The sequence below is a fragment of the Mycobacterium lacus genome (genome assembly GCF_010731535.1).
GTDB classification, from domain to species: Bacteria; Actinomycetota; Actinomycetes; order Mycobacteriales; family Mycobacteriaceae; genus Mycobacterium; species Mycobacterium lacus.
Map to the genome: position 1 here is coordinate 703,018 of NZ_AP022581.1, position 20,126 is coordinate 723,143.

Sequence of the window (20,126 nt, forward strand, 5' to 3'; positions counted from 1 at the left end):
CGCGACGTTGTAGGAGGCAAACACCGTGACCGCGCCCGAGGCAGACCTCTTCGGTTGGTCGGTCGCACCGTTCACCGGCGGCGGCTACACCCACGACGTCTACCGCAAAGGGGCCGGCCCCGGGGTGGTGCTGATCCCGGAAGTACCCGGAATCCACCCCGGCGTGCTCGGCCTGGGTAATCACCTGGTGGCCAGCGGTTTCACCGTCGCCATTCCGTCGCTGTTCGGTGAACCGGGCCGGCCGGTGACGCTCGGCTACACGGTGGCCACGCTCGCGCGGGCTTGTGTGGCAAGGGAATTCGCGGCGTTTGCGACCAGCAAGCAGCGGCCGGTGTCGCTATTCCTGCGCGCGCTGGCCCGCGACCTCAACGCGTTGACCCCGGGAAACGGCGTCGGCGTGATCGGCCAGTGTTTCACCGGCGGTTTCGCGCTGGCCGCCGCCGTCGACGACAGCGTGCTGGCGCCGGTGCTTAGCCAACCGTCGCTACCGATGCCGCTGACGCCCGCGCAGCGCCGCGATCCCGGGTTGAGCGAATCCGAGCTGACAGCCGTGGCCGATCGCTGCGCCAACGAGGGGCTATGCGCGCTGGGCTTGCGGTTCAGCGAGGACAAGATGTCGCCGGGCGAACGGTTCGCGGCGCTCAAGGCGCGACTCGGCGAGGCGTTCGAAGTCATCGAGATCTACTCGGGTCCGGGCAACGAATATGGGTTCGGCAGGATGGCGCACTCGGTGCTGACCGACGAGGTTCGCGAGGTCGACGGCCAGCCGGCGTACGAGGCCCGCAAACGGGTCGTCGAATTCCTTACTCAACGGCTGAGTCCGTAGCGGCCGGCGCTTTCGAGTGCCTGCGTGCGAGCCATTTACGGCGCGGAGGTTCCTCGCAGGGGCGCTCCAGTTCGACGCCCTTGTACACGGCAAGGTAGACGTCGATGGTCGTGACGATGAGGATCATCAGCACCGGACCGATGACGATGCCCCACGGGCCGAACATGGCAATGCCGGCGAACACCGACAGCAGCATGAGCGCCGAATTCAGCCGGGCGTCACGCGGAACCAGGATCGGGCGCAGGAAGTTGTCGATGTTGGTGACCGCCAGCAGATGCCAGAGGATCACGAACACGCCCCCGGCGATGTTGCCGTAGAAGATCATCCCGATGCCAAACGGGATCGTCACGATGCCGCCGCCGAGCGGAATGATCGACAACGCGGTCAGCAGGATCGCGAAAATGAAGAATCCGTGGTGGAATCCGGCGACGTAGATGGACGCGGCCCCGGCCACACCTTGGCACAGCGCGATGACGAACTGGCCGCTCACCGTGCCGCGCACCATCGAGCCCATCCGCCGCAGGTACAAATCCGTGACGTCGTCGCCGAGCGGGTTGAGTTGGGCGATCAGCGTCCGTAACCTCTCGCGGTGCACCAGCATGGCGACGAACACATACAGAAAGATGATGGCGGACGTCACGGCGCCGGCGATGCTTCCGGCGGCGCTCTGCAGGAAACCCAGCAGCCATTCGCCCACGTTGCGTCCCACGGAAATCATTGCGTTTCGCAGCATTTCGGCGGTTACCGTCACATGCAGGAACGGCATACGGGCCAGCAGGTCGTTGACGAGGTGCAGAACCTTGTCGCCGAGCCCGCTCAGGTCGGTCGTCCTGACCCACCCCGCGATGTTGGTGACCATGCGCGAAATCTGAACGACCGCAAGGGCCACCAAGAGTCCGACCGGCACGATGACCATGACCATTGCCGACAACAGGGTGCACGTGGCCGACAGGCCTGTGTTCATCCGCTTGTTAAACCGATTGAACAGGGGCGTGAACAAGTACGCTCCGACCGCTGCTACCACGATGAGGACGAAAAAGCCGCGCAGGAAGTACGCGCCGAACGCCACAGCGACGAGCGTGAGAATCGCCAGGGCGCGTTTCTGAGTGAGCGTGAATTCGGTGTCCATACCAGCCGGGGCCGCCCTCCGCGTCGGTGTTGAGCGCAACCTTAACCGCAGAGGGCGTCGTTCGGCGGGAACTTCTGTCATGAGCCGGAGACCGCCCGTCAGCGCGTCCGACGAGATCTGTTCAGGCCCAAGGTGTGTGGGGTCCTTGTTCGCCGTGTCAACCCGGTCACCCCCGGATTTGTGCCATTGCCGTCCGCACCGCCGTTGCCGTAGATCCAGCCGCCTGGCCTGGCGGGCTGCCCCACCCCGGACAGTTCCCCCGTTGGCGCCGTCGCCGATCAGCGGGCCGGTGGCCGACGAGGTCGCTGCCCACGATTTCGTCGTCTCGCTGGTGCTCGACGGCGCGAATAGCGCCTTGCACGGGCGCCGTTTCGAGGCAAGATTGGCACTGAGGTGATTGCAATGTACGACCGCGACTTGGACAACACGTGGCATGTCGAGATCACGTTCGACGAGGACGAGACCCACACGCATGCGACGGTGCGTGCACAGCTGGGTGACGGCGAAACCATGACCACCCTGGGCGACGCGTACCGCCACCCGAAGGACGCCAGCCACCCGATGATCGGCGAGGAAATCGCCGCGGCCCGCGGATTGATCGCGCTGGGCACCGCGTTGCTGCAGAGTGCCTCAACACGCATCGAGCAGGCCACGCACCACCCGGTCCACCTTTACAGCTGACCGGCCGGCTGTGGCCCTGGCCGTCTGCCTGCTCTTCGACCGGCACTCCGAGCGGGCGGTGCGCGCGCTGTGGGAGCGGATCGAAAAGCGGGGAGTGGCCAGTCTGCGCTCACACACCCACGGGCGCCACGTGCCGCATGTGTCCTACGCGGTGTTGCGGCGCTGGGACCAGGCAGCGGTTACGGCGGCGCTCGGTGATCTCGACGGCGGCTGCCCAGTCGAGCTTAGCTTTGAAGGAGTGGGATTGTTCCGGCGCGGACGCACGTGGTTGGTCGCCGGTGTGAGCGCCGATTTCGTCGCGCGCCAGTCGCGAGTCGTCGAGGCCGTCAGGGCCGCCGGCGCCGAGTTGCACAAACACTATGTGCCCGGAATCTGGTTGCCGCACTGTTCGCTTGCGCCACGCGCAAGGTTGGCTCAGCTGCCCGACATCGTGGGCGCGGTGTTCGACGTGTTGCCGTTGCCGGCGCGGCTGGATCGCGCCGCCCTCGTCAACAGCTCGACGGGCGAAGTATCTCCGCTGCCCCGACTGCCCTGAGCCGCCGGAACAAGCATCCTGACCACCCCTTTTCCTGACCGTGTCCCCCGATTGGGGGAATGGACTGTCCACCGCGAATACATCCGATCGGGGGACTTATTGGAAATGATTGTCATATCCAATAATCGTTGGGGTGAAGGTGAGGTTTCGATGCGATGGAGGGTTTATCGTGGCGCTAGGTGTCATTCCCGAAGGCTTGGCGGCTGGCGGTGCGGCCATCGAAGCGCTGACGGCGCGGTTGGCGGCCGCACACGAAAGTGCGGCCGGGCTGATCACCGCGGTGATGCCGCCGGCGGCCGATCCGGTGTCGGTGCAGAGCGCAGCCCAGGTCAGCCTTCGCGGCGGCGACCACGCAGCCGTGGCGGCACACGGTGTCGAGGAGCTCGGCCGCTCGGGAGTAGGGGCGGCGGAGGCGGCGAGCAGTTACGCGATCGGCGATGCGCTGGCAGCGGCCACGTACCTGGCGCAGCTATGACCGCGCCGGTGTGGATGGCCTCTCCGCCGGAGGTGCATTCGGCGTTGCTGAGCAGCGGTCCGGGGCCCGGGTCGTTGTTGGCGGCTGCGGCTGCGTGGTCGTCGCTGAGCGCCGAATATGCAGCGGTGGCAGCGGATCTCAGTGCATTGCTGGCTGCGGTGCGTGCTGGTGTGTGGAGGGGGCCCAGTGCTGATTCGTTTGCCGCCGCCTACGTGCCGTATCTGGCGTGGTTGACACAGGCGGGCATCGACAGCGCGACCGCGGCCGCCCAGCACGAAACCTTGGCCGCCGCTTACACCGCCGCGCTCGCGGCCATGCCGACGCTGCCCGAACTAGCCGCCAACCATGCGACCCACGGAGTCCTGGTGGCAACGAATTTCTTCGGGATCAACACCATACCCATTGCCGTCAACGAGGCCGACTACGTGCGGATGTGGATTCAGGCGGCAACCACGATGGCGACGTATCAAACGGTATCGGCCGCCGCGGTGGCCTCGACCCCGCAGGTCGTGCCTGCTCCGCAGATCCTGAAAACCACTGCGCTGACTCACGACTCCGGAAGCGGCGGCGACTCGGGCAACGCCACCCCGATCGACGACGTCATCGCCGAAATCCTGAAATACATCAGCGGCGGCCGCATCATTTGGGACCCCGCCAACGGCACCCTCAACGGGCTGCCCTATGACGCCTACACGGATCCGGGGCAGCCGATCTGGTGGCTGGCTCGAGGCCTCGAGTTTTTTCAGGATGGCGAGGAATTCTGGAAGCTGCTGTTTACCAATCCGGTAGCGGCGATCGAGTTCCTTTTCAGCATCCTTGTGTTCGATCTGCCGACCCACATCATGCAGATCGTTACCTGGCTAGCCCAGTCCCCGCAGCTGCTGGCGGTCGCGCTCGGCCAAACCATCACCGCCTTGGGGGCGGCAGCGGGCTTCGCGGGGCTGGCGGGTCTGGCCGCTGGTCCTGCTGCCGCAATCCCCGTCGACGGACTTCAGCTAGCGCCGGCCCCGCCGGTGACGTTGCCGGTTGCCGGGACGGCTCCGACGGTCCCGACGGTCTCCGTGTCGGCCACCGCCCCCGCCTCGGCACCCGCGCCCACCTCGGCTGCCGGCACCGCCGCGTCGGGCACCGCGCCGCCGCCAGCGACCGGCCTCCCCCCTCTCCTGGTCGGCGGTGGCCCAGGCATCGGGTTCGGCTCGGGACATTCGACCCGCGCCCGAACGGCCGAACCGGCGTCCGATTCCGCCGTGGCCGCCGCGGCCGCCCGGGCGTCGGCTCGAGAGGAGGCTCGAGCCCGCCGGCGCCGCCGCACGGCGGCCAAGGAACGGGGCCATCGTGACGAATTCGCAGATATGGAGCTGGATTTCGGCTCCCCAGTCCCTCCCGCGGACGAGCAGCACCGTGCATGGGCATCGGATGAGGGTGTGGGGCGGCTAGGGTTTGCCGAAGCCGTCTGCAAGCAGGCGGTCGTTGCAGCCGTGGGGCTGACGACGGTGGCCGGTGATGGTTTCGGCGACGGGCCGCGGATGCCGATGGTGCCCAGGACCTGGGATCCCGAGTCGGACGCACGGGGATAGGGTGCCGCCGAACGCTACTCCGGCGGGGGCGCGGCGACGACCTCCACCAGGTGGGGCTTGGCCGCCGCCTTGACCTGTTCGAAAAGCTCTTTGTAGTAGGGCAGGCATTCGGCCATGGCCTGCTCGGTGGTGTACAGCGGACGGTAGCCCAATTCCCGCTCCGCCTTGGCGATGGAGAAGTAGTTGTCGAGGTAAAGCCGTTCCACCGCATTGGGTTCCAGCATCGGCTTCGGCAGCCCGAACCGGAAGTGCAGCCGCTGCCACACCAGCATCGCGTCGCGCACCAGCCGTCCGGAAACCCGCATCCGCGGCCAACGTTCGCCACACGCCGTAAGGACCGGACGGGCGAACTCGAACATGTTGATCGGCTCGGCGTCGTTGATGAAGTAGGCTTGTCCGGGCGCGGTGCCGCCGGGCACCAGGTGCTCGGCGGCCAGGATGAAGCCGTGAATCAGGTTGTGCACGTAGGAGTTGTCCAGTTTGGCGTTCTTGCCGCCGACGAGGACCTTGACGTGGCCGGCGACGACGCTTTCGAACAGTTTACGAAACATCGTCTGATCGCCGCGACCCCAGATGCCGCTGGGCCGAATGGAACATGTCAGCATCCCGTCAACGCCGTTCTGTGACAGCGCGAACTTCTCGGCGACCACCTTGGTTTCGGTGTAGAGGTCATTGAACCGTTTGGTGTAGGGCAATGTTTCGTCACCGCCGGAGATGGGCTGGCCGCCCATCACCACGCTGTTGGACGCGGTGTAGACGAACCGCTTCACCCCGGCCTTTTGTCCGGCGCGCACCAGGTTCTTGGTGCCCTCGACGTTGACCGCGTAGCTGCGCTGCCGGTATTCGTCGGTCACCGACGCTCCGCCCATTAGCTCGATGATCGCGGCCGTGTGGAAGATGGTGTCGATACCGTCGACCGCCGCCGCGCAGACGGCCGCGTCGGTGATATCGCCTTGGAGCACCTCCAATTTCGGGTGCTGTGGCAGCGGCGACGGGGCTCGGTCGAAGGAACGCACCTGGTGTCCGCGGTCGAGCAGCGTGGTCACCAGGTTGGCGCCGACGAAGCCCGAGCCGCCGGTGACCAGGACCCGGCCGAGTTCGGTTGTCAGTGATGGATCACCCATGGGCGAAGCATAACTGAAACGTGTTCCAGTTTGGAATAAGAGTCGTCGCCCGAAAACGGCCCATGTCATCAATCACCGGCCTCGCCGGCGGACAGCGCGTCGGTCACGCGCTGACGAGCACCAGCTAAGTGCTCCTCGCACCTTTTGGCGAGCTGTTCCCCTCGTTCCCACAGCCGCAGCGACGCATCGAGGTCCAGCCCGCCCTGCTCCAGAACCCGCACGACTTCGATCAGCTCATCTCGGCAGGCTTCATAGCCGAGCTCACTAATAGGCGTAACAGATCCTGCTTTGTCGTTGTTGTCGTCAGCCACCATCGGTGCGTCCTTCGCTTACCGCCGCTATGGCACCGTCGGAAACTCGCACGCGCAGGGTGGTGCCCGCGGGCGCTTCGTCGACGGACCGCAGCACCTGCATTGGTTGCCCGGCGGTCGAAGCCGCTTGCACGATGGCATAGCCACGGGCGAGGGTGGCCGCCGGGCCCAACGTGGCCAGCCGTGCGGTCAGGTGACCGACGCGCTCGGTCTCCGTGGTGACCAACCGGGTGATGTCGCGACGCAGCGCCGAGCGGGCGCGGTGCACCTCTTCGGCGCGCGCCGTCAGCATCTTCAGCGGGTCGGACAGCGCCGGGCGGCTGCGCAACTGCGCCAGCGCGCGTTGTTCGCGGGAAACCCAGTTGCGCAATGCTTGTGCGCTGCGCCGGCGCAAGTCGTCGATCAGCAATTGCTCGGCGGCGGCATCCGGCACCACCTTCTTGGCCGCGTCGGTGGGGGTGGCGGCGCGCAGATCGGCGACCAGATCACACAGGGGGTTGTCGGGTTCATGGCCGACCGCGCTGACCACCGGCGTACGGCAGGCAGCGATTGCGCGACACAGCGTCTCGTCGGAAAACGGCAGCAGGTCTTCGACGCTGCCGCCGCCGCGGGCCAGCACGATCACGTCGACCTCCTCGTCGCGATCGAGTTCGCGCAGCGCCTCGACGATCTGCACGACGGCGTTGGGCCCCTGCACGACGGCATTGCGGACGGCGAAACGCGCCGCGGGCCAGCGCGCGGTGGCCACGGTCGTCACGTCACGTTCGGCAGCACTCGCGCGGCTGGTGATCAGACCGATCATGTTGGGCAGGAACGGGATTGGCCGCTTGAGCCGTGCGTCGAAGAGCCCCTCGGCGTCCAGCAGGCGGCGCAGCCGGTCGATGCGCGCCAGCAGCTCGCCGACACCGACGGCGCGAATCTCGCTGAGCCGCAAGGAGAATGTGCCACGCCCGGTGTAGAACGAGGGCTTGCCGCAGACGACCACCTGGGTGCCTTCGACCAATGTCACCGGCGCGCCCAGCATTAGGTCGCGCGAACAGGTCACGGTCAGCGACATGTCGGCCGCCGGGTCGCGCAGCACCATGAACACCGTGTTGGAGTTGGGCCGCATCGTGATCTGGGCCAACTGCCCTTCTACCCAGACGGTGCCCAGCCTGTCGATCCAGCCCGCGACCCGGATAGCCACCGCGCGCACCGGAAACGGGTTCTCGGCCGAATTTGGTTCCGCCGCTTGAGTCACCTTGCGGTCGCGCGGGTGATCCTGTTGGCGAGCAGCGTCTGGAACGGGGCGCGGGCCTTGGTGGCCTGCTCATAGGCCAGCAGCGCCTCGAGCTCGCTGACATCCAGGGTGTTCAGCCTGGCCCGCAGCTGGGCCAGCGTCAGCGCCGGATAGTCGAGTTCGGCTGCCACCGGCGGCGCGGGAACCGTCGTCTTGGGCGCCGATCTCTTGGGTTGCCTGACGGGCACGGGCTTGGTCGGGGCGTCATCGGCCCCGGCGTCGGCCGTATCGGACACCGAGTACAGCGCGAACCGACCCTCGGCCCGGCGATCGGTGTCGATCGCGTCGACCCCGGGCAGCGGAATCGAAGGCCCGTCGTCGGGCAGGTCCTCGTCGAACGTTGCCCACTCCGGTTGCTCGTTCTTCGGCGGAAACAGGGCCTCCAGGGTGGCGTCGCCCTTGATCACCAGCTCGGCCAGGTTCTGCTGAAATCGCATCACGAGGTGCGCGGCCTGACTGGCCAGCGTCATCGGGTACATCAGGATGGTTCGTGGCAGCTTCATCGTCTCCTCGACGGCGACTGTCGCCGCGCCGACCAGCAGCCGAACTCCATACGGTGCAGTAGCCATGCGTCCCAGACTGCCTCACGCGGCGGCCAACTCCAAGCCGCCGGCGTGAGCTAGCCGTAGCGTGTCGGCAGAAAGTACCCTGAATGTCATGCCACCGACCGTCGATATGGGGATTCCCGGTGCCTCGAAATCGGGGCGATCGGTCGCCGACAACCGTAAGCGGGTGCTGCTGGCGGAGCCGCGTGGCTACTGCGCGGGTGTGGATCGGGCCGTCGAGACGGTCGAACGCACCCTGGAGAAGCACGGCCCCCCCGTCTACGTGCGTCACGAGATCGTGCACAACCGGCATGTGGTTGACACCCTGGCCAAGGCCGGCGCGGTTTTCGTCGAAGACACCGACCAGGTTCCCGAGGGAGCCATCGTGGTGTTTTCCGCGCACGGGGTGGCGCCGACGGTGTATACGGCCGCAGCCGAACGCAACCTGCGGACCATCGACGCCACGTGCCCGCTGGTCACCAAGGTGCACAACGAGGCCAGGCGTTTCGCCCGTGACGACTTCGACATCCTGCTGATCGGTCACGAGGGCCACGAGGAAGTGATCGGCACCGCCGGGGAAGCCCCCGACCATGTGCAGCTGGTCGACGGGGTGGACGCCGTCGAGCACGTCACGATCCGTGACGAGAGCAAAGTGGTCTGGCTGTCGCAGACCACGCTGTCGGTCGACGAGACCATGGAGATCGTCGAGCGGCTGCGCGAGCGCTTCCCGAAGCTGCAGGACCCGCCCAGCGACGACATCTGTTACGCGACCCAGAATCGGCAGGTCGCGGTCAAGGCAATGGCACCCGAGTGCGAGCTGGTGATCGTGGTCGGATCGCGCAATTCGTCGAACTCGGTGCGGCTGGTCGAGGTGGCGTTGGGCGCCGGGGCCGGGGCCGCCCACCTGGTCGACTGGGCCGACGATATCGATCCGGCGTGGCTGGCGGGTGTCACCACGGTTGGCGTCACGTCCGGGGCGTCGGTGCCCGAGGTGCTCGTGCGCGGGGTGCTGGATCGGCTGGCCGAGTGTGGCTACGACGTGGTGCAGCCAGTGACGACGGCCAACGAGACACTGGTGTTCGCACTGCCCCGCGAAATCCGGCCGGCACGCTGAGGTCAGACGTCGTATTCCCAGGATTCAGCCGGGGGCCGGCCCTGGGACCGGCGTGGCGCCCGCGATTGGCCCCGGCGGTCCACCCGCGGTTCGTCTCGAAACTCGGCTCGAGGCTCGTCTCGGGGGGGTTGTCCGCGGTAGCGGACCCGTGAGATCGGATGGTGTGTCGGGTTGGCGCCGCCCGACCCGGGCGGCGCGGCGCGACGGCGCGGCGGCTCGTAGGGCTCGTAGGGCGGCGCGTACGGCTCGTACGTCGCGCCGTAGCGCTCGTAACGATTGAAGGGCTCGGCGGGACCTGGGGGCTCGAAGAGTCTGTCGTGGGAATCGAAGCGGCTGCTGCGCGGTGCCGGCCGCTCGTAGGGACTACGACGTGGATGTGGATCACGGCGCACCTCCCGCGGTGGCGGCGTGCGCAGATCCGGATCACCCTCTGGGCGTGACCGGCGGCGCGAGCGGCGCGGCGGGTCGGCGGCGTCGAAGTCGCGCGGGGGCGTTGCGCCTCGGCGGGTTTGGCGCCGTGGACGTTCGGGCGGCTCCGGTGTGGCCTCCAATGGCGGCCGCGCATACCGGGAACGGGTTCGGGTGGTCCGGTTGGCGGATCGTGAGCTGTGGGCCGCCCGCCTGGTCTTGGCGGGACGGGCGACCTTGTGGGCCAGTGGTGAGTCGGTGGGTGGGGCTTCGTCGGCCTGGTCGTCGGAATCGCGACCGAGGATCGAGGCCAGCTTGGCGCGCAGGCCACTCAGGCCGCTACTGAGCGACGTTCGCTCCGCGCGGGCGGTGCCGTCCTTGGTGGTCGGACTCGCCCGGTGCGACATCCCGAAATACCACCTGACCAACCCGATCAGGAGCACGCCGCCAGCGGTTCCCAGCATCAGCGGGAAACGTTCGATGAGCGGATAGCCGCAGTTGATCAGGAGGTCTTTGAGACGGCCGATCTTGCCCCCATGGAAGAGCCAATAGGCGCCGGGCACCGCGCAGAAGAGGATCAGCGGCGGCTGGATGACCGCGGTGAACACTCCCGCCTGCCGCACCGCCAGCACCGCTGCCACGCAGCCGGATAGATAGAGAGCGGCGAAGACGTGCGTCAGTTCCTTGTGACTGGCGTCGAGGGCGTACCCGACGGCAGTGGCGCCGGTGGCGATGAGGACCGCCGCCCACCACGGCACACCCGGGATACTGGGGAGGATCGAGCGGTGGCTTGGCTCCACCACTGACCTCGCCCGCTGCGCTGACACATGTCGACCGTACCGGCAATAAGCCGAAAGGCGCGGATATAGCTGGCCCGGCAACGATGCGCGCCGCGTAGCGCCGTGAGGTGGAGGCGCGCAATCGAGCTCTGGGCAGGTCGCGTTGACCTGCATTTCCCGGCAGCTCCGAGACCGCCGGGGCCGGGGCCTTTCGCCGTTTCAGCTCACCTCGCGCCGGACGAATTCGTCGAGCACCTGACGTGACAGTTTGGAGATGCTCATCTTGCGCGCCTTGGCGATCTCCTCAAGCCGTGCCCGGGTGGTCTCAGAGACCCGGACCTGAACGACTGGTGAGTGCTTGCGACCGCCGGACAAGGACTTGCCCCCGGGGATGAGGTTTCGCGCCCGTGCCTTGGCCAACACGTCGGCCGCGATGTCGTCAGCACGCACGTCGGTGAGCCGTTCGCCGTCGACAATGACCTCTTCCTCGGCCAGGTTGACGTCTTCAACCACGGTGTCGTCGCCGAAGTGGATTGTGGCGGGGTCAATGTGGTGGTGCTTGCTCATGATTCACCAGTTCTTTTGGTAGGGGGTGGGCCTGGCGTGAATGGCAATCCAGAGGTCGGCTTCGCGGTCATCGGCCACGAGGATGATTTCGTAGCGCATGCCGCGTTCGTCGGTGCCGATAAAGTAGGCGCGGTTTTCGTCGATCAGCTGGGCATCCCGGCAGTGCGGAGCGCGGCGAGCAGGTTGCGTTTGTTGATCCGTTTCCGGGCTTTCGCTGTGAGCTTGATCCGCGCCATTGTATCGAATATGCAATACATACCCCGCTATGTCAACGGATATGTATTATATATCCGACGGACATGCACCCCCTGGTGCTCGACGACGGCTCGGCCGAAGTCGATCTCACCCCGGCGACTTCGGCCCCTTCGATCGCTCAGCGGCTGGTCGCAGTGGGCGCGGACAGTTTCCGGCATGAGACGCGTACTGCGCGGTTCGGCGTCGACGTCTCGGCTTCGGAAGGCGAGCAGCCTGGCCCGCCCGCGTCGTCGTTGCGCCCTAGACTTGGCTCCCTGTGAGCCTGAGCCTGGGAATCGTCGGTCTGCCCAACGTCGGCAAGTCGACCCTGTTCAACGCGCTGACGCGGAACAACGTGGTGGCGGCGAACTATCCGTTCGCGACGATCGAACCGAACGAGGGCGTCGTTTCGCTGCCCGATCCGCGTCTGGACAGGCTGGCCGAGCTATTCGGATCGGAGCGCATCGTCGCGGCGCCGGTGACGTTTGTCGACATCGCCGGCCTGGTCAAGGGCGCATCCGAGGGCGCCGGGCTGGGCAACAAGTTCCTGGCCCATATCCGCGAATGCGACGCCATCTGTCAGGTGGTGCGCGTGTTCTCCGATGACGATGTGACGCATGTCACCGGACAGGTGGATCCCAAATCCGACATCGAAACCGTCGAGACCGAGCTGATCCTGGCCGACCTGCAGACCCTCGAGCGCGCCTTGCCGAGGCTGGCCAAGGAAGCCCGCACCAACAAGGAGCGCAAACCGGCCTACGACGCGGCGCTGACAGCGCAAGAGCTGCTCGATAGCGGGACGACGCTGTTCGCCGCGGGTGTGGATCGCTCGCTGTTGCGGGAGCTGAACCTGCTGACCACCAAGCCGTTCCTGTACGTCTTCAATGCCGACGAGGGGGTGCTGACCGACGCCGCGCGGGTCGCCGAGCTGCGCCAGCTTGTCGCCCCCGCGGACGCGGTGTTCCTGGACGCCGCCATCGAGTCCGAGCTGTCCGAGCTCGACGACGAGTCGGCCGCCGAGCTGCTGGAGTCGATCGGGCAGACCGAGCGGGGTCTGGATGCGTTGGCGCGGGCCGGTTTTCACACGTTGAAGCTGCAGACCTTCCTGACGGCGGGTCCGAAAGAGGCGCGGGCGTGGGTGATCCACCAGGGCGACACCGCGCCGAAGGCGGCCGGGGTGATCCACTCCGACTTCGAAAAGGGGTTCATCAAGGCCGAGGTCGTGTCCTATGACGACCTCATCGCCGCCGGGTCCATGGCGGCGGCCAAGGCCGCCGGCAAGGTCCGGATGGAGGGCAAGGACTACGTGATGGCCGACGGCGATGTGGTCGAGTTCCGTTTCAATGTGTAGCAGATGAGACACGGCGTAAGGTAGGCATATACCTACTATGAGGGAGCTAGCCGTGGCCACGATGTCTGCTCAAGAGTTCAACCGCGACGTCAGCGCCGCGAAGCGTGCGGCGGCCGACGGTCCGGTCATCATCACCGACCGTGGCAAGCCCGCGTTCGTGCTGCTCACGGTCGAGGAATTCGAACGCATCACGGATAAGCGGACGATCGTGGACTGGCTGCAACTCGACGAGGACATCGAATTCGAGCCCGTGCCGCTTCGCTCGCTGCCGCGGGCAGCGGATCTGTGAACCATCTGCTCGACACCAACGTCGTCAGCGAGCTCCGAAAACGGCCAGGGGTGATCGACTCGCGCGTGCTCGCATGGGCCGTCGCGCGACCCGCGTACGAGCTGTTCATCAGTGTCATCACCGTGATGGAGATCGAACTCGGCATCCTCCGCCTGGAGCGCCGCAACCCCGAGCAGGGGGCGGTGCTGCGCCGGTGGTTTGAGGGCGGCGTGCTCGTTGGATTTGCCGATCGCATCCTGTCGGTGGACGTCGGCGTGGCCCGTCGCGCGGCGCGGCTGCACGTGCCTGACCCGAAGCCGGAGCGTGATGCCTACATCGCGGCGACCGCGCTCGAGCTTGGATTGATCGTTGCAACTCGGAACGTCGCCGATTTCGAACCCATCGGCGTGGCCCTGGTCAACCCCTGGACGTACTGAGCGGAGAGGTTGTTCGGCGTCGGAGCTCGGTGGAGTTCCGCTTCGACGTATAGCGGGGCTCATGCCAGCAGTTCGCGGGAAGGATCCGAGACCACGTTGGCGTAGCATCAGTAACAGCATCAATTGGTGCTGGGTCTGATTCGAGGTCACGGTGAGAACAACAATCACACTTGACGACGCGCTAGTCGACCGAGCCGCCGAACTGACCGGGATTCGGGAGAGGTCCGCGCTGGTGCGCGCAGGTCTCGAGACGTTGATCCGGGTCGAGAGCGCGCGCAGGCTCGCCGCGCTCGGAGGTTCGGATCCGGCTGCGACGGCGGCACCGCGCCGGCGCGGTCGCAGCGCATGATCCTGGTCGACACATCGATATGGATTGACCACCTTCATACAGCGGAACCCGCGTTGGTGGACTTACTTGGGCGAGCCGAGGTCGGCTGCCATCGGTTCGTCATCGAGGAGTTGGCCCTGGGGTCGATCAAGCGACGGATCGAAGTCCTCGAACTCCTCGGCCAACTCAGCGCCTTTCCCGCTCTGACTCATGATGAAGTATTGAAACTCGTTGACGGAAAGCGCCTTTGGGGTCATGGGCTGAGCTCCGTCGACGCACACCTCCTTGGTTCGGTCGCGGTGGTGTCAGGAGCCAAACTGTGGACTCGCGACAAGCGGCTCGTTGCGGTCAGTCGGCAGCTAGGGGTCGAATTCGACGCCGACCAGTGATGTGGTTCGGGGGTTGTCGCTGCAGCACGGACTCGTGTGGTGTCCATGTGCACTTTGCACAGGAGAGCGAAGGCGTTTGACGCGGCGTTCTCGACGGATGAGTTGCCGAAGACGGTGCTGACACCTACAACCTCGATGGATGGCTCAGCGGCGACCAGTAGCCAGGCGAGGGCAGCCGCGTCGTCCACACCCATATCGGTGCCGACCAAGATTTGGGTAATGGGAACCGGCCCTCCGAAATCGCCAGCCGACATCGTCTCCGAAGAGAAGTTGCGTATCAAGGCGCTCCTGGCGGTCACCGTCGCGCACGGCGCGCAGACCCGGTTGCAGCGGTCACCGAGTACTCGAGAACCGGCTGAACCGTGCGCGACGTCACCCACGCGAGCCACGCCCTTAGCAGCGGGCGCCGCAGGGTTCCCGGGGCACGCGGTGGATGAGCAAATGTCGATTTGCGAACCCAATCGAACTCGGGCTCGACGGGAGGTTATTTGCGCAGCTCAGGCAGCTGATCACTCCCTGCCCGGCGATTTAGTTCGTGTTTGCCATTAACGATAGAATCAATTCTTTGCAATACGTATGTGCTGATGTGATATTCGCGCCGTATATGCGGCTCAGGCCATTTGCTAATTAAAACGTGACACCTGTCACAAACTTTGATTTCCTATGGATATTGTTGGTAGCGTTCGCGCCCATGATTGCTCTTGCAACGCTATTGGCGCTCGTTAATCAGGTGTCCGGGACTCCGTATATTCCGGGTGGCGATTCTCCCGCCGGGACCGACTGTTCAGGGCTGGCTTCGTGGGTATCGAATGCGGCGACCGACCGGCCCGTTTTCGGCGATAGGTTCAACACCGGGAATGAGGAGGCCGCTCTGGTGGCGCGCGGCTTTCAATACGGGACCGCACCCGATGCCTTGGTCATCGGTTGGAACGGCCGGCACACGGCGGTGACCTTGCCCGATGGGACGCCCGTTTCCAGTGGTGAGCGCGGCGGGGTGCGCATCGGTGGCGGGGGCGCCTACCAGGCTCAGTTCACGCATCATATGTATCTGCCGATGGATCCCGAGCAGATTGACGCCGAATTGCCGCCACCCGATGCGGCCGCGGTTCTGGTCGACGCCGTCGAGCCCGAACCACCGGCGCCGGCGCCCGATCCAGCGCCTGTTGGTGACCCCGAAATCGCGAATACGTAACAAATCCGCGCACCAATGACATGACCCATATAACACGCATTCTGCGATATGGATCACAGTTATCGGTCCGAATATCCTAATTTGCAGCCACGTCCGCTATCGCCCACAATTTGTGGGATAGGCCACAACGGCGTGCGGGACCATTATCCGCACGCGACCGGGTGGGATAAGCTCAACGGGCAATGATCTTTATCGTCGTCAAGTTCGAGACCAAGCCCGAGTGGACCGAGCGCTGGCCGGATCTGGTCGCGCCGTTCACCGCGGCCACTCGCGCCGAGCCGGGCAACCTGTGGTTCGAGTGGTCGCGCAGCCTGGACAACCCGGCGGAGTACGTCCTGGTCGAAGCCTTCCGCGACGGTGAGGCGGGCAGCGTCCACGTCAACAGCGAGCACTTCAAGCGCGCCATGGCCGAGCTGCCGCAGGCACTGGTGTCGACGCCCAAGATCGTCAGCCAGACCGTCGACGCGACGGGTTGGTCGGCGATGGGCGAGATGTCGGTCGACTAACCGACGACAACTTCGATTTCAGCGCCCAGCTGGTAACCCGGCGCCAGCGGAAGCGTGTCGCCGCTCCAGAACTTGCCCGGGTCGAACCAATTCGCGTCCTTGTGGGTGACGAGCAGTCCCATTTCCTCGTAGGTGATGGCCACCGTCTCCGCGCAGTACGCCGTCTGAAGTCCCATCGTGCGTCGCTGCGCCTTGCGCCGTTGCGTCTGTTCGCGAACCTTCTTGTCCACCAATGGAATTCCTCTTATCCAGTCGTTGATGGTCGGGAGCCGGCCGCGCAGCCACCGGCCGGTCAGCCGAGCGGTGGTCGGGAACGCGGTGCCGTCCATCCGCGCAATGACCCGCAGCAGCTTGTCTTCCTGTTCGCGGCTGGCGTACGGCGTCAGCTGACGCAACCAGCACCGCTGGTGGTAGCGCCCGGTCCACTGCTCGACGGCTTGGCGGAGATCGTTGAGCTGCACGCCGCGGTGGAAGGTGGCGGTCCAGATGTCGAGCAGCTTGTCGCCCAGCTCCGCATGCCAGATCAACGGTGGCAAATCGTCGATGGCCACCGTCATGCCGACGTGGTTCACCGGGGCGTTTGTCAGGGTCTGGATGGCGCGGTCGGGTCGTGAGCCGCCCCGAAACAGCCAGAGGTCGCCGGTCCGGGTTTCGTTCAGCGCTTGGTCCAGGGTCAGCGTGCTCGAGTCCACCCCAGCACTTTAGGCAGAGATAGCCTGTCGTCATGCGCAACATGTGGAAGTGGATCGGCCTGGCCGGTGTCGCGGGCGTCGTCGCCGGCGGTGCGCTGGTGGTGCGCGATCAACGAAAGCGGCGCGCGTATACGGCCGACGAGATCCGGGCCCGGCTGCACCAACGATTGGCCGAATCCGACGGGCAGGGCTATCAATCCAGGTCGGGGTCGGGTGTGGGCTCGACCGCGAACAAGCGATAGCTGCCCGCGAAGCCCTTCAACTCGACTTCGCGGCCGTCGTCGAAACGAATGTCGTCACAGTCGCTGATGGCGTCTCGCACCGGTTCGCTGACCAGGATTTGGCCGCCGGCGGCCTGCCCGGCAACGCGCGCCGCCATCGCGACGTTGCGGCCGAAGAGATCGGCGCCGCGACGCACCGAGCGGCCCATGTGGATGCCGATCCGTACCCGAATTGCCTCGTGCCGCTTGCGCTTTGCGTTCCTGTGCAGCGCGTGCTGCAGGTCGATGCCACATCGCACCGCCTGCTCGGCACGGGCGAACGCGACCATGAATCCGTCTCCCTGACTCTTCACCACATGCCCGTTCCGTCGCTGGACAAGTTGATGAACCAGTTTGTCGTGCGCGCCAATCAGCTTGACCCACGCGCGATCACCGATCCGCTCGTTGAGGGCGGTCGACTCCTCGATGTCGGAAAATAGGATGACGACCCGGCCGTCCGGCGTGACGCGGGCCAGGTCGGGTCGCTCCACCTCGGCCCAATCGGCGAGGTCCTCGATCGAGCTGCGCACCGCCGCGCCAAATCCCTCCTTGCGCATTAGGTTCGCCGTTTGCCACACCGTCTTGACGGCCTCACGCCCGCCGGATATTAGCCAATTGCGGGCGTCGGCGCGCCGCCGCAATTCGTCGACCTCCCGGCGGCTGCGGGTGAGCAGCCGCCACAGCATGACGAGCGCGCCGGCTTCGATCGCGGCGATTCCGGCCAGGGCGTGGACCGCGATGTGCAGCGCATCACCCGCGTCAGGCATGCCGCCCATCCTTTCAGTTTCGCGGTGGCTTGAGCTTGTCGGGCAATCAGGCAATGTCTAGGGTTGAGTTGCGCCGCCGCGGGAAGGTGCCATCGAGGAGACGTGGCGGATCGTGCAGCCGTTGCTCGACAACCCCGGTGAAATCCACCAGTACGACCGCGGTTCCCTGGGGACCGGAGGCCGCGCAGTCGCTGCTGCGCGCGCCCGCGGTTGGCGACAGCCGTGGCCGCCTCGAACGAAACAGTCAGCACAGTAAGGAGACGCGAGCGATGCAGCTAGGGATGATTGGCCTGGGCCGGATGGGTGCGAACATCGTTCGCCGAGTGGTCAAGGGCGGACACGAATGCGTGGTGTACGACCACAACCCGGATGCGGTCAAAGCGATGGCGGGCGAGGAACGAACCACCGGGGTGTCCTCGGTGTCCGAGCTGTGCGACAAGCTCGCCGCCCCGCGAGTCGTCTGGGTGATGGTGCCCGCGGGAAGCATCACCACCTCGGTGATCGAGGAACTGGCGACCACGCTCCAGCCCGGCGACATCGTGATCGACGGCGGCAACTCCTACTACCGCGACGACCTTCGGCACGCAAAGCTGTTGTCCGAGAAAGGGATTCGCCTGCTCGACTGCGGCACCAGCGGTGGCGTGTGGGGACTGGGGCGCGGCTACTGCCTGATGATCGGCGGGGACGCGGGCGCGTTCGCGCACGCCGAGCCGATCTTTGCCACCGTCGCACCCGGGGTGGACGCGGCGCCGCGCACGCCGGGCCGAGAGGGTGGGGTTGCGCAATCGGAGCAGGGCTACCTGTATTGCGGTCCGTCCGGCGCGGGGCACTTCGTCAAGATGGTGCACAACGGCATCGAATACGGGATGATGGCCTCGCTCGCCGAGGGACTGAACATCCTGCGCAATGCCGACGTGGGCACCCGCGTGCAGGAGGGGGACGCCGAAACCGCGCCGCTCTCGAACCCCGAGTGCTATCTGTACGACTTCGACATCCCGGAGATCGCCGAGGTGTGGCGCCGCGGCAGCGTCATCGGCTCCTGGCTGCTGGATCTGACCGCGATCGCGCTGCACGAATCGCCCGAGCTGAGGGAGTTTTCCGGGCGGGTCTCCGACTCCGGGGAGGGCCGGTGGACCTCCATCGCCGCGATCGACGAGGGAGTTCCCGCACCGGTGTTGACGACGGCGCTGCAGTCCCGCTTCGCCTCGCGCGACCTCGATGACTTCGCCAACAAGGCGCTGTCGGCGATGCGCAAGCAGTTCGGCGGCCACGCCGAGAAACCGGCCAACTAGCCCCTCCGCGACCCGCCGAGAGTGAATTCCACGACGCCTCACCGGCGTGTCGCGTAGTGAGATTCACAGTCGGCGGCTACCTGCGCGCGACGAACGCCACCACGGCGTCGCTGAAAGCGTCGTTGTCGTCGCCGGCCGCGGTATGCCCGGCGTTGGACAGTTCGACGAACTTCGCGTGCGGCACGGTGGCCAGGAAATGCTGCACGCCCTCGTGGCTGACGACATCGGACAGCTTGCCGCGGATCAGCAAGACCGGGATCGTCAGGCTCCTGGCCGCGTGCTCGAAACTTTCGGTGCGCAGCTCGGGATCGTCCCCGGGCTTGGTCATGAAGGCCGGATCCCAGTGCCAATACCAGCGTCCGTCGCGCAGGCGCAAGTTCTTCTTCAGCCCCTCGGGGCTGCGCGGCTTGGTCCGATGGGGGAGATAGGCGGCCACGGCCGCGGCGGCCTGCTCCAGCGACTCGAACCCGTCGATGTTTGCGAACATGAAATCGCGGATCCGGGCGCTGCCGTCCTTTTCGAAACGAGGCACCACGTCGACGAGCACGAGCTGGGTCACTTTGTCGGGGCCGGCCCGGTGTGCGACGAGGATGCCGGTCAACCCGCCCATGCTGGCCCCGATGATCACCACCGGCCGGCCGATGGCGTCGAGGACGTGCATGACGTCGGCGGTCAATGTCTCGACGTCGTAGTCGGCGTCCGGCGAACGATCGCTGTCACCGTGACCCCGCGAGTCCAGCGCCACGACGTGAAACCCGTCGTCGGCCAGGATCTGGCCGGTGGCCTTCCAGGAGAACCGGTTTTGGCCGCCACCGTGCAACATCAGGATGGTTGGACCGGTATCGGCGTCGCGGTTCCATTCGTCGGCTACCAGGGTGATGCCGTCGGCGCCGGAAAACGTGACCGTCTGGAGGCTGCTGCTCACGGTGCTCATGGCTACCGACGTTACCTAGCTGATTTAAGCACCGTTCGCTCCGGGGGCGGCATGAGCCCGTGAGGGACACGCGAAACCGGCGACCACGTGTTCGCTCAACCGCTCAATGTCGGCCTGGGACAGCAC

The 20,126-nt window shown here is 66.1% G+C and carries 25 protein-coding genes and 3 pseudogenes; 16 read left to right on the forward strand and 12 right to left on the reverse strand.

All coding sequences use genetic code 11. The features are described 5' to 3' along the window. Positions 1-25 precede the first annotated feature (25 nt). Positions 26-826 carry a dienelactone hydrolase family protein gene (locus G6N24_RS03320; protein ID WP_085156893.1) on the forward strand — a complete coding sequence of 267 codons (801 nt, stop codon included), beginning with the start codon at positions 26-28 and terminating at the stop codon, positions 824-826. Here G6N24_RS03320 and G6N24_RS03325 read toward each other — a convergent pair. Further along, a complete protein-coding gene (locus G6N24_RS03325; RefSeq protein WP_085156896.1) occupies positions 804-1,955 on the reverse strand; it encodes an AI-2E family transporter in 1,152 nt (383 codons plus the stop codon). The genes G6N24_RS03320 and G6N24_RS03325 overlap by 23 nt on opposite strands. A gap of 402 nt (positions 1,956-2,357) precedes the next feature. Between G6N24_RS03325 and G6N24_RS03330 the strand changes: the two genes are divergently transcribed. The 4 genes from G6N24_RS03330 (at position 2,358) to G6N24_RS03345 (ending at position 5,223) form a co-directional block, all read left to right on the forward strand. Continuing rightward, positions 2,358-2,636 (forward strand): DUF1876 domain-containing protein, encoded by a 279-nt coding sequence (locus tag G6N24_RS03330; protein ID WP_085156899.1) that lies wholly within the window; start codon positions 2,358-2,360, stop codon positions 2,634-2,636. 10 nt (positions 2,637-2,646) lie between these two features. Then, on the forward strand, positions 2,647-3,171 hold the full coding sequence (locus G6N24_RS03335; RefSeq protein ID WP_085156902.1) for a 2'-5' RNA ligase family protein: 525 nt from the start codon (positions 2,647-2,649) through the stop codon (positions 3,169-3,171). Positions 3,172-3,340: 169 nt separating this feature from the next. After that, positions 3,341-3,646 carry a PE family protein gene (locus G6N24_RS03340; protein WP_085156905.1) on the forward strand — a complete coding sequence of 102 codons (306 nt, stop codon included), beginning with the start codon at positions 3,341-3,343 and terminating at the stop codon, positions 3,644-3,646. Further along, positions 3,643-5,223: a PPE family protein gene (locus G6N24_RS03345; RefSeq protein WP_085156908.1), complete on the forward strand. Its 1,581-nt coding sequence runs from the start codon at positions 3,643-3,645 to the stop codon at positions 5,221-5,223. Before G6N24_RS03340 ends, G6N24_RS03345 begins: the two co-directional genes overlap by 4 nt. A 14-nt stretch (positions 5,224-5,237) precedes the next feature. On the opposite strand, the gene G6N24_RS03350 is transcribed toward G6N24_RS03345, so the two are convergent. The 4 genes from G6N24_RS03350 to G6N24_RS03365 all read right to left on the reverse strand — a co-directional run bounded on the left by G6N24_RS03350 (position 5,238) and on the right by G6N24_RS03365 (position 8,506). After that, positions 5,238-6,347, reverse strand: a complete 1,110-nt coding sequence (locus G6N24_RS03350; RefSeq protein ID WP_085156911.1) for a 3-beta-hydroxysteroid dehydrogenase — start codon at positions 6,345-6,347, stop codon at positions 5,238-5,240. Positions 6,348-6,415: 68 nt separating this feature from the next. After that, the gene (locus G6N24_RS03355; protein WP_085156914.1) at positions 6,416-6,661 is read right to left on the reverse strand and encodes an exodeoxyribonuclease VII small subunit; all 246 of its coding nucleotides are present in this window, start codon (positions 6,659-6,661) and stop codon (positions 6,416-6,418) included. Continuing rightward, complete coding sequence (xseA, locus tag G6N24_RS03360; protein ID WP_085156917.1) at positions 6,651-7,898, reverse strand: exodeoxyribonuclease VII large subunit; 1,248 nt, start codon at positions 7,896-7,898, stop codon at positions 6,651-6,653. Before xseA ends, G6N24_RS03355 begins: the two co-directional genes overlap by 11 nt. Beyond that, a complete protein-coding gene (locus G6N24_RS03365; RefSeq protein ID WP_085156920.1) occupies positions 7,895-8,506 on the reverse strand; it encodes a lipid droplet-associated protein in 612 nt (203 codons plus the stop codon). Before G6N24_RS03365 ends, xseA begins: the two co-directional genes overlap by 4 nt. A gap of 88 nt (positions 8,507-8,594) precedes the next feature. Here G6N24_RS03365 and G6N24_RS03370 point away from each other — a divergent pair, with 88 nt between their 5' ends. Next, on the forward strand, positions 8,595-9,596 hold the full coding sequence (locus G6N24_RS03370; protein WP_085156923.1) for a 4-hydroxy-3-methylbut-2-enyl diphosphate reductase: 1,002 nt from the start codon (positions 8,595-8,597) through the stop codon (positions 9,594-9,596). 2 nt (positions 9,597-9,598) lie between these two features. Here G6N24_RS03370 and G6N24_RS03375 read toward each other — a convergent pair whose 3' ends face one another. The 3 genes from G6N24_RS03375 to G6N24_RS03385 form a co-directional block, all read right to left on the reverse strand. Beyond that, complete coding sequence (locus tag G6N24_RS03375; RefSeq protein ID WP_179963462.1) at positions 9,599-10,831, reverse strand: DUF6542 domain-containing protein; 1,233 nt, start codon at positions 10,829-10,831, stop codon at positions 9,599-9,601. Between the two features lie 171 nt (positions 10,832-11,002). Further along, positions 11,003-11,350 carry a DNA-binding protein gene (locus G6N24_RS03380; RefSeq protein ID WP_085156926.1) on the reverse strand — a complete coding sequence of 116 codons (348 nt, stop codon included), beginning with the start codon at positions 11,348-11,350 and terminating at the stop codon, positions 11,003-11,005. A 3-nt stretch (positions 11,351-11,353) separates the two neighbouring features. Continuing rightward, positions 11,354-11,602, reverse strand: a complete 249-nt coding sequence (locus G6N24_RS03385) for a hypothetical protein (RefSeq protein WP_232070683.1) — start codon at positions 11,600-11,602, stop codon at positions 11,354-11,356. A 259-nt stretch (positions 11,603-11,861) separates the two neighbouring features. Between G6N24_RS03385 and ychF the strand changes: the two genes are divergently transcribed. The 5 genes from ychF (at position 11,862) to G6N24_RS03410 (ending at position 14,357) form a co-directional block, all read left to right on the forward strand. Continuing rightward, on the forward strand, positions 11,862-12,935 hold the full coding sequence (ychF, locus tag G6N24_RS03390) for a redox-regulated ATPase YchF (RefSeq protein WP_085156932.1): 1,074 nt from the start codon (positions 11,862-11,864) through the stop codon (positions 12,933-12,935). A 61-nt stretch (positions 12,936-12,996) separates the two neighbouring features. Then, positions 12,997-13,224 carry a type II toxin-antitoxin system prevent-host-death family antitoxin gene (locus G6N24_RS03395; protein WP_085156984.1) on the forward strand — a complete coding sequence of 76 codons (228 nt, stop codon included), beginning with the start codon at positions 12,997-12,999 and terminating at the stop codon, positions 13,222-13,224. Further along, on the forward strand, positions 13,221-13,640 hold the full coding sequence (locus tag G6N24_RS03400; RefSeq protein WP_085156935.1) for a type II toxin-antitoxin system VapC family toxin: 420 nt from the start codon (positions 13,221-13,223) through the stop codon (positions 13,638-13,640). Before G6N24_RS03395 ends, G6N24_RS03400 begins: the two co-directional genes overlap by 4 nt. 151 nt (positions 13,641-13,791) lie before the next feature. Then, positions 13,792-13,989 carry a type II toxin-antitoxin system VapB family antitoxin gene (locus G6N24_RS03405; protein ID WP_085156938.1) on the forward strand — a complete coding sequence of 66 codons (198 nt, stop codon included), beginning with the start codon at positions 13,792-13,794 and terminating at the stop codon, positions 13,987-13,989. After that, on the forward strand, positions 13,986-14,357 hold the full coding sequence (locus tag G6N24_RS03410; protein ID WP_085156941.1) for a type II toxin-antitoxin system VapC family toxin: 372 nt from the start codon (positions 13,986-13,988) through the stop codon (positions 14,355-14,357). Before G6N24_RS03405 ends, G6N24_RS03410 begins: the two co-directional genes overlap by 4 nt. Before the next feature lie 68 nt (positions 14,358-14,425). Here the strand turns inward: G6N24_RS03410 and G6N24_RS25665 are convergent. Then, positions 14,426-14,611: pseudogene (locus tag G6N24_RS25665) on the reverse strand (nucleoside hydrolase); the annotation flags it as partial. A 380-nt stretch (positions 14,612-14,991) separates the two neighbouring features. Between G6N24_RS25665 and G6N24_RS03420 the strand changes: the two are divergent. Together G6N24_RS03420 and G6N24_RS03425 are read left to right on the forward strand one after the other, a co-directional pair. Next, a pseudogene (locus G6N24_RS03420) lies at positions 14,992-15,553 on the forward strand (hypothetical protein); the annotation flags it as partial. Positions 15,554-15,731: 178 nt separating this feature from the next. Continuing rightward, positions 15,732-16,055 (forward strand): putative quinol monooxygenase, encoded by a 324-nt coding sequence (locus tag G6N24_RS03425; RefSeq protein ID WP_085156951.1) that lies wholly within the window; start codon positions 15,732-15,734, stop codon positions 16,053-16,055. On the opposite strand, the gene G6N24_RS03430 is transcribed toward G6N24_RS03425, so the two are convergent. After that, complete coding sequence (locus tag G6N24_RS03430) at positions 16,052-16,747, reverse strand: guanylate cyclase (protein WP_085156954.1); 696 nt, start codon at positions 16,745-16,747, stop codon at positions 16,052-16,054. The two genes, G6N24_RS03425 and G6N24_RS03430, sit on opposite strands and share 4 nt — an antisense overlap. A 32-nt stretch (positions 16,748-16,779) precedes the next feature. Here G6N24_RS03430 and G6N24_RS03435 point away from each other — a divergent pair, with 32 nt between their 5' ends. Beyond that, positions 16,780-16,989, forward strand: a complete 210-nt coding sequence (locus G6N24_RS03435; protein WP_085156957.1) for a hypothetical protein — start codon at positions 16,780-16,782, stop codon at positions 16,987-16,989. Here G6N24_RS03435 and G6N24_RS03440 read toward each other — a convergent pair. Next, positions 16,941-17,774 (reverse strand): adenylate/guanylate cyclase domain-containing protein, encoded by an 834-nt coding sequence (locus tag G6N24_RS03440; protein WP_085156987.1) that lies wholly within the window; start codon positions 17,772-17,774, stop codon positions 16,941-16,943. The two genes, G6N24_RS03435 and G6N24_RS03440, sit on opposite strands and share 49 nt — an antisense overlap. A gap of 79 nt (positions 17,775-17,853) precedes the next feature. On the opposite strand from G6N24_RS03440, the pseudogene G6N24_RS03445 reads away from it, so the two are divergent. Both G6N24_RS03445 and gnd read left to right on the forward strand, forming a co-directional pair. Further along, positions 17,854-18,030 (forward strand): annotated as a pseudogene (locus tag G6N24_RS03445) (glucose-6-phosphate dehydrogenase); the annotation flags it as partial. A 13-nt stretch (positions 18,031-18,043) separates the two neighbouring features. Further along, positions 18,044-19,066, forward strand: coding sequence for a phosphogluconate dehydrogenase (NAD(+)-dependent, decarboxylating) (gene gnd, locus G6N24_RS03450; protein ID WP_085156960.1), 1,023 nt, complete (start codon positions 18,044-18,046; stop codon positions 19,064-19,066). 76 nt (positions 19,067-19,142) lie between these two features. Here the strand turns inward: gnd and G6N24_RS03455 are convergent, their stop codons facing one another. Then, entirely contained in the window at positions 19,143-20,000 is an 858-nt protein-coding gene (locus G6N24_RS03455; protein ID WP_085156963.1) for an alpha/beta fold hydrolase, read from the reverse strand. Positions 20,001-20,126 lie beyond the last annotated feature (126 nt).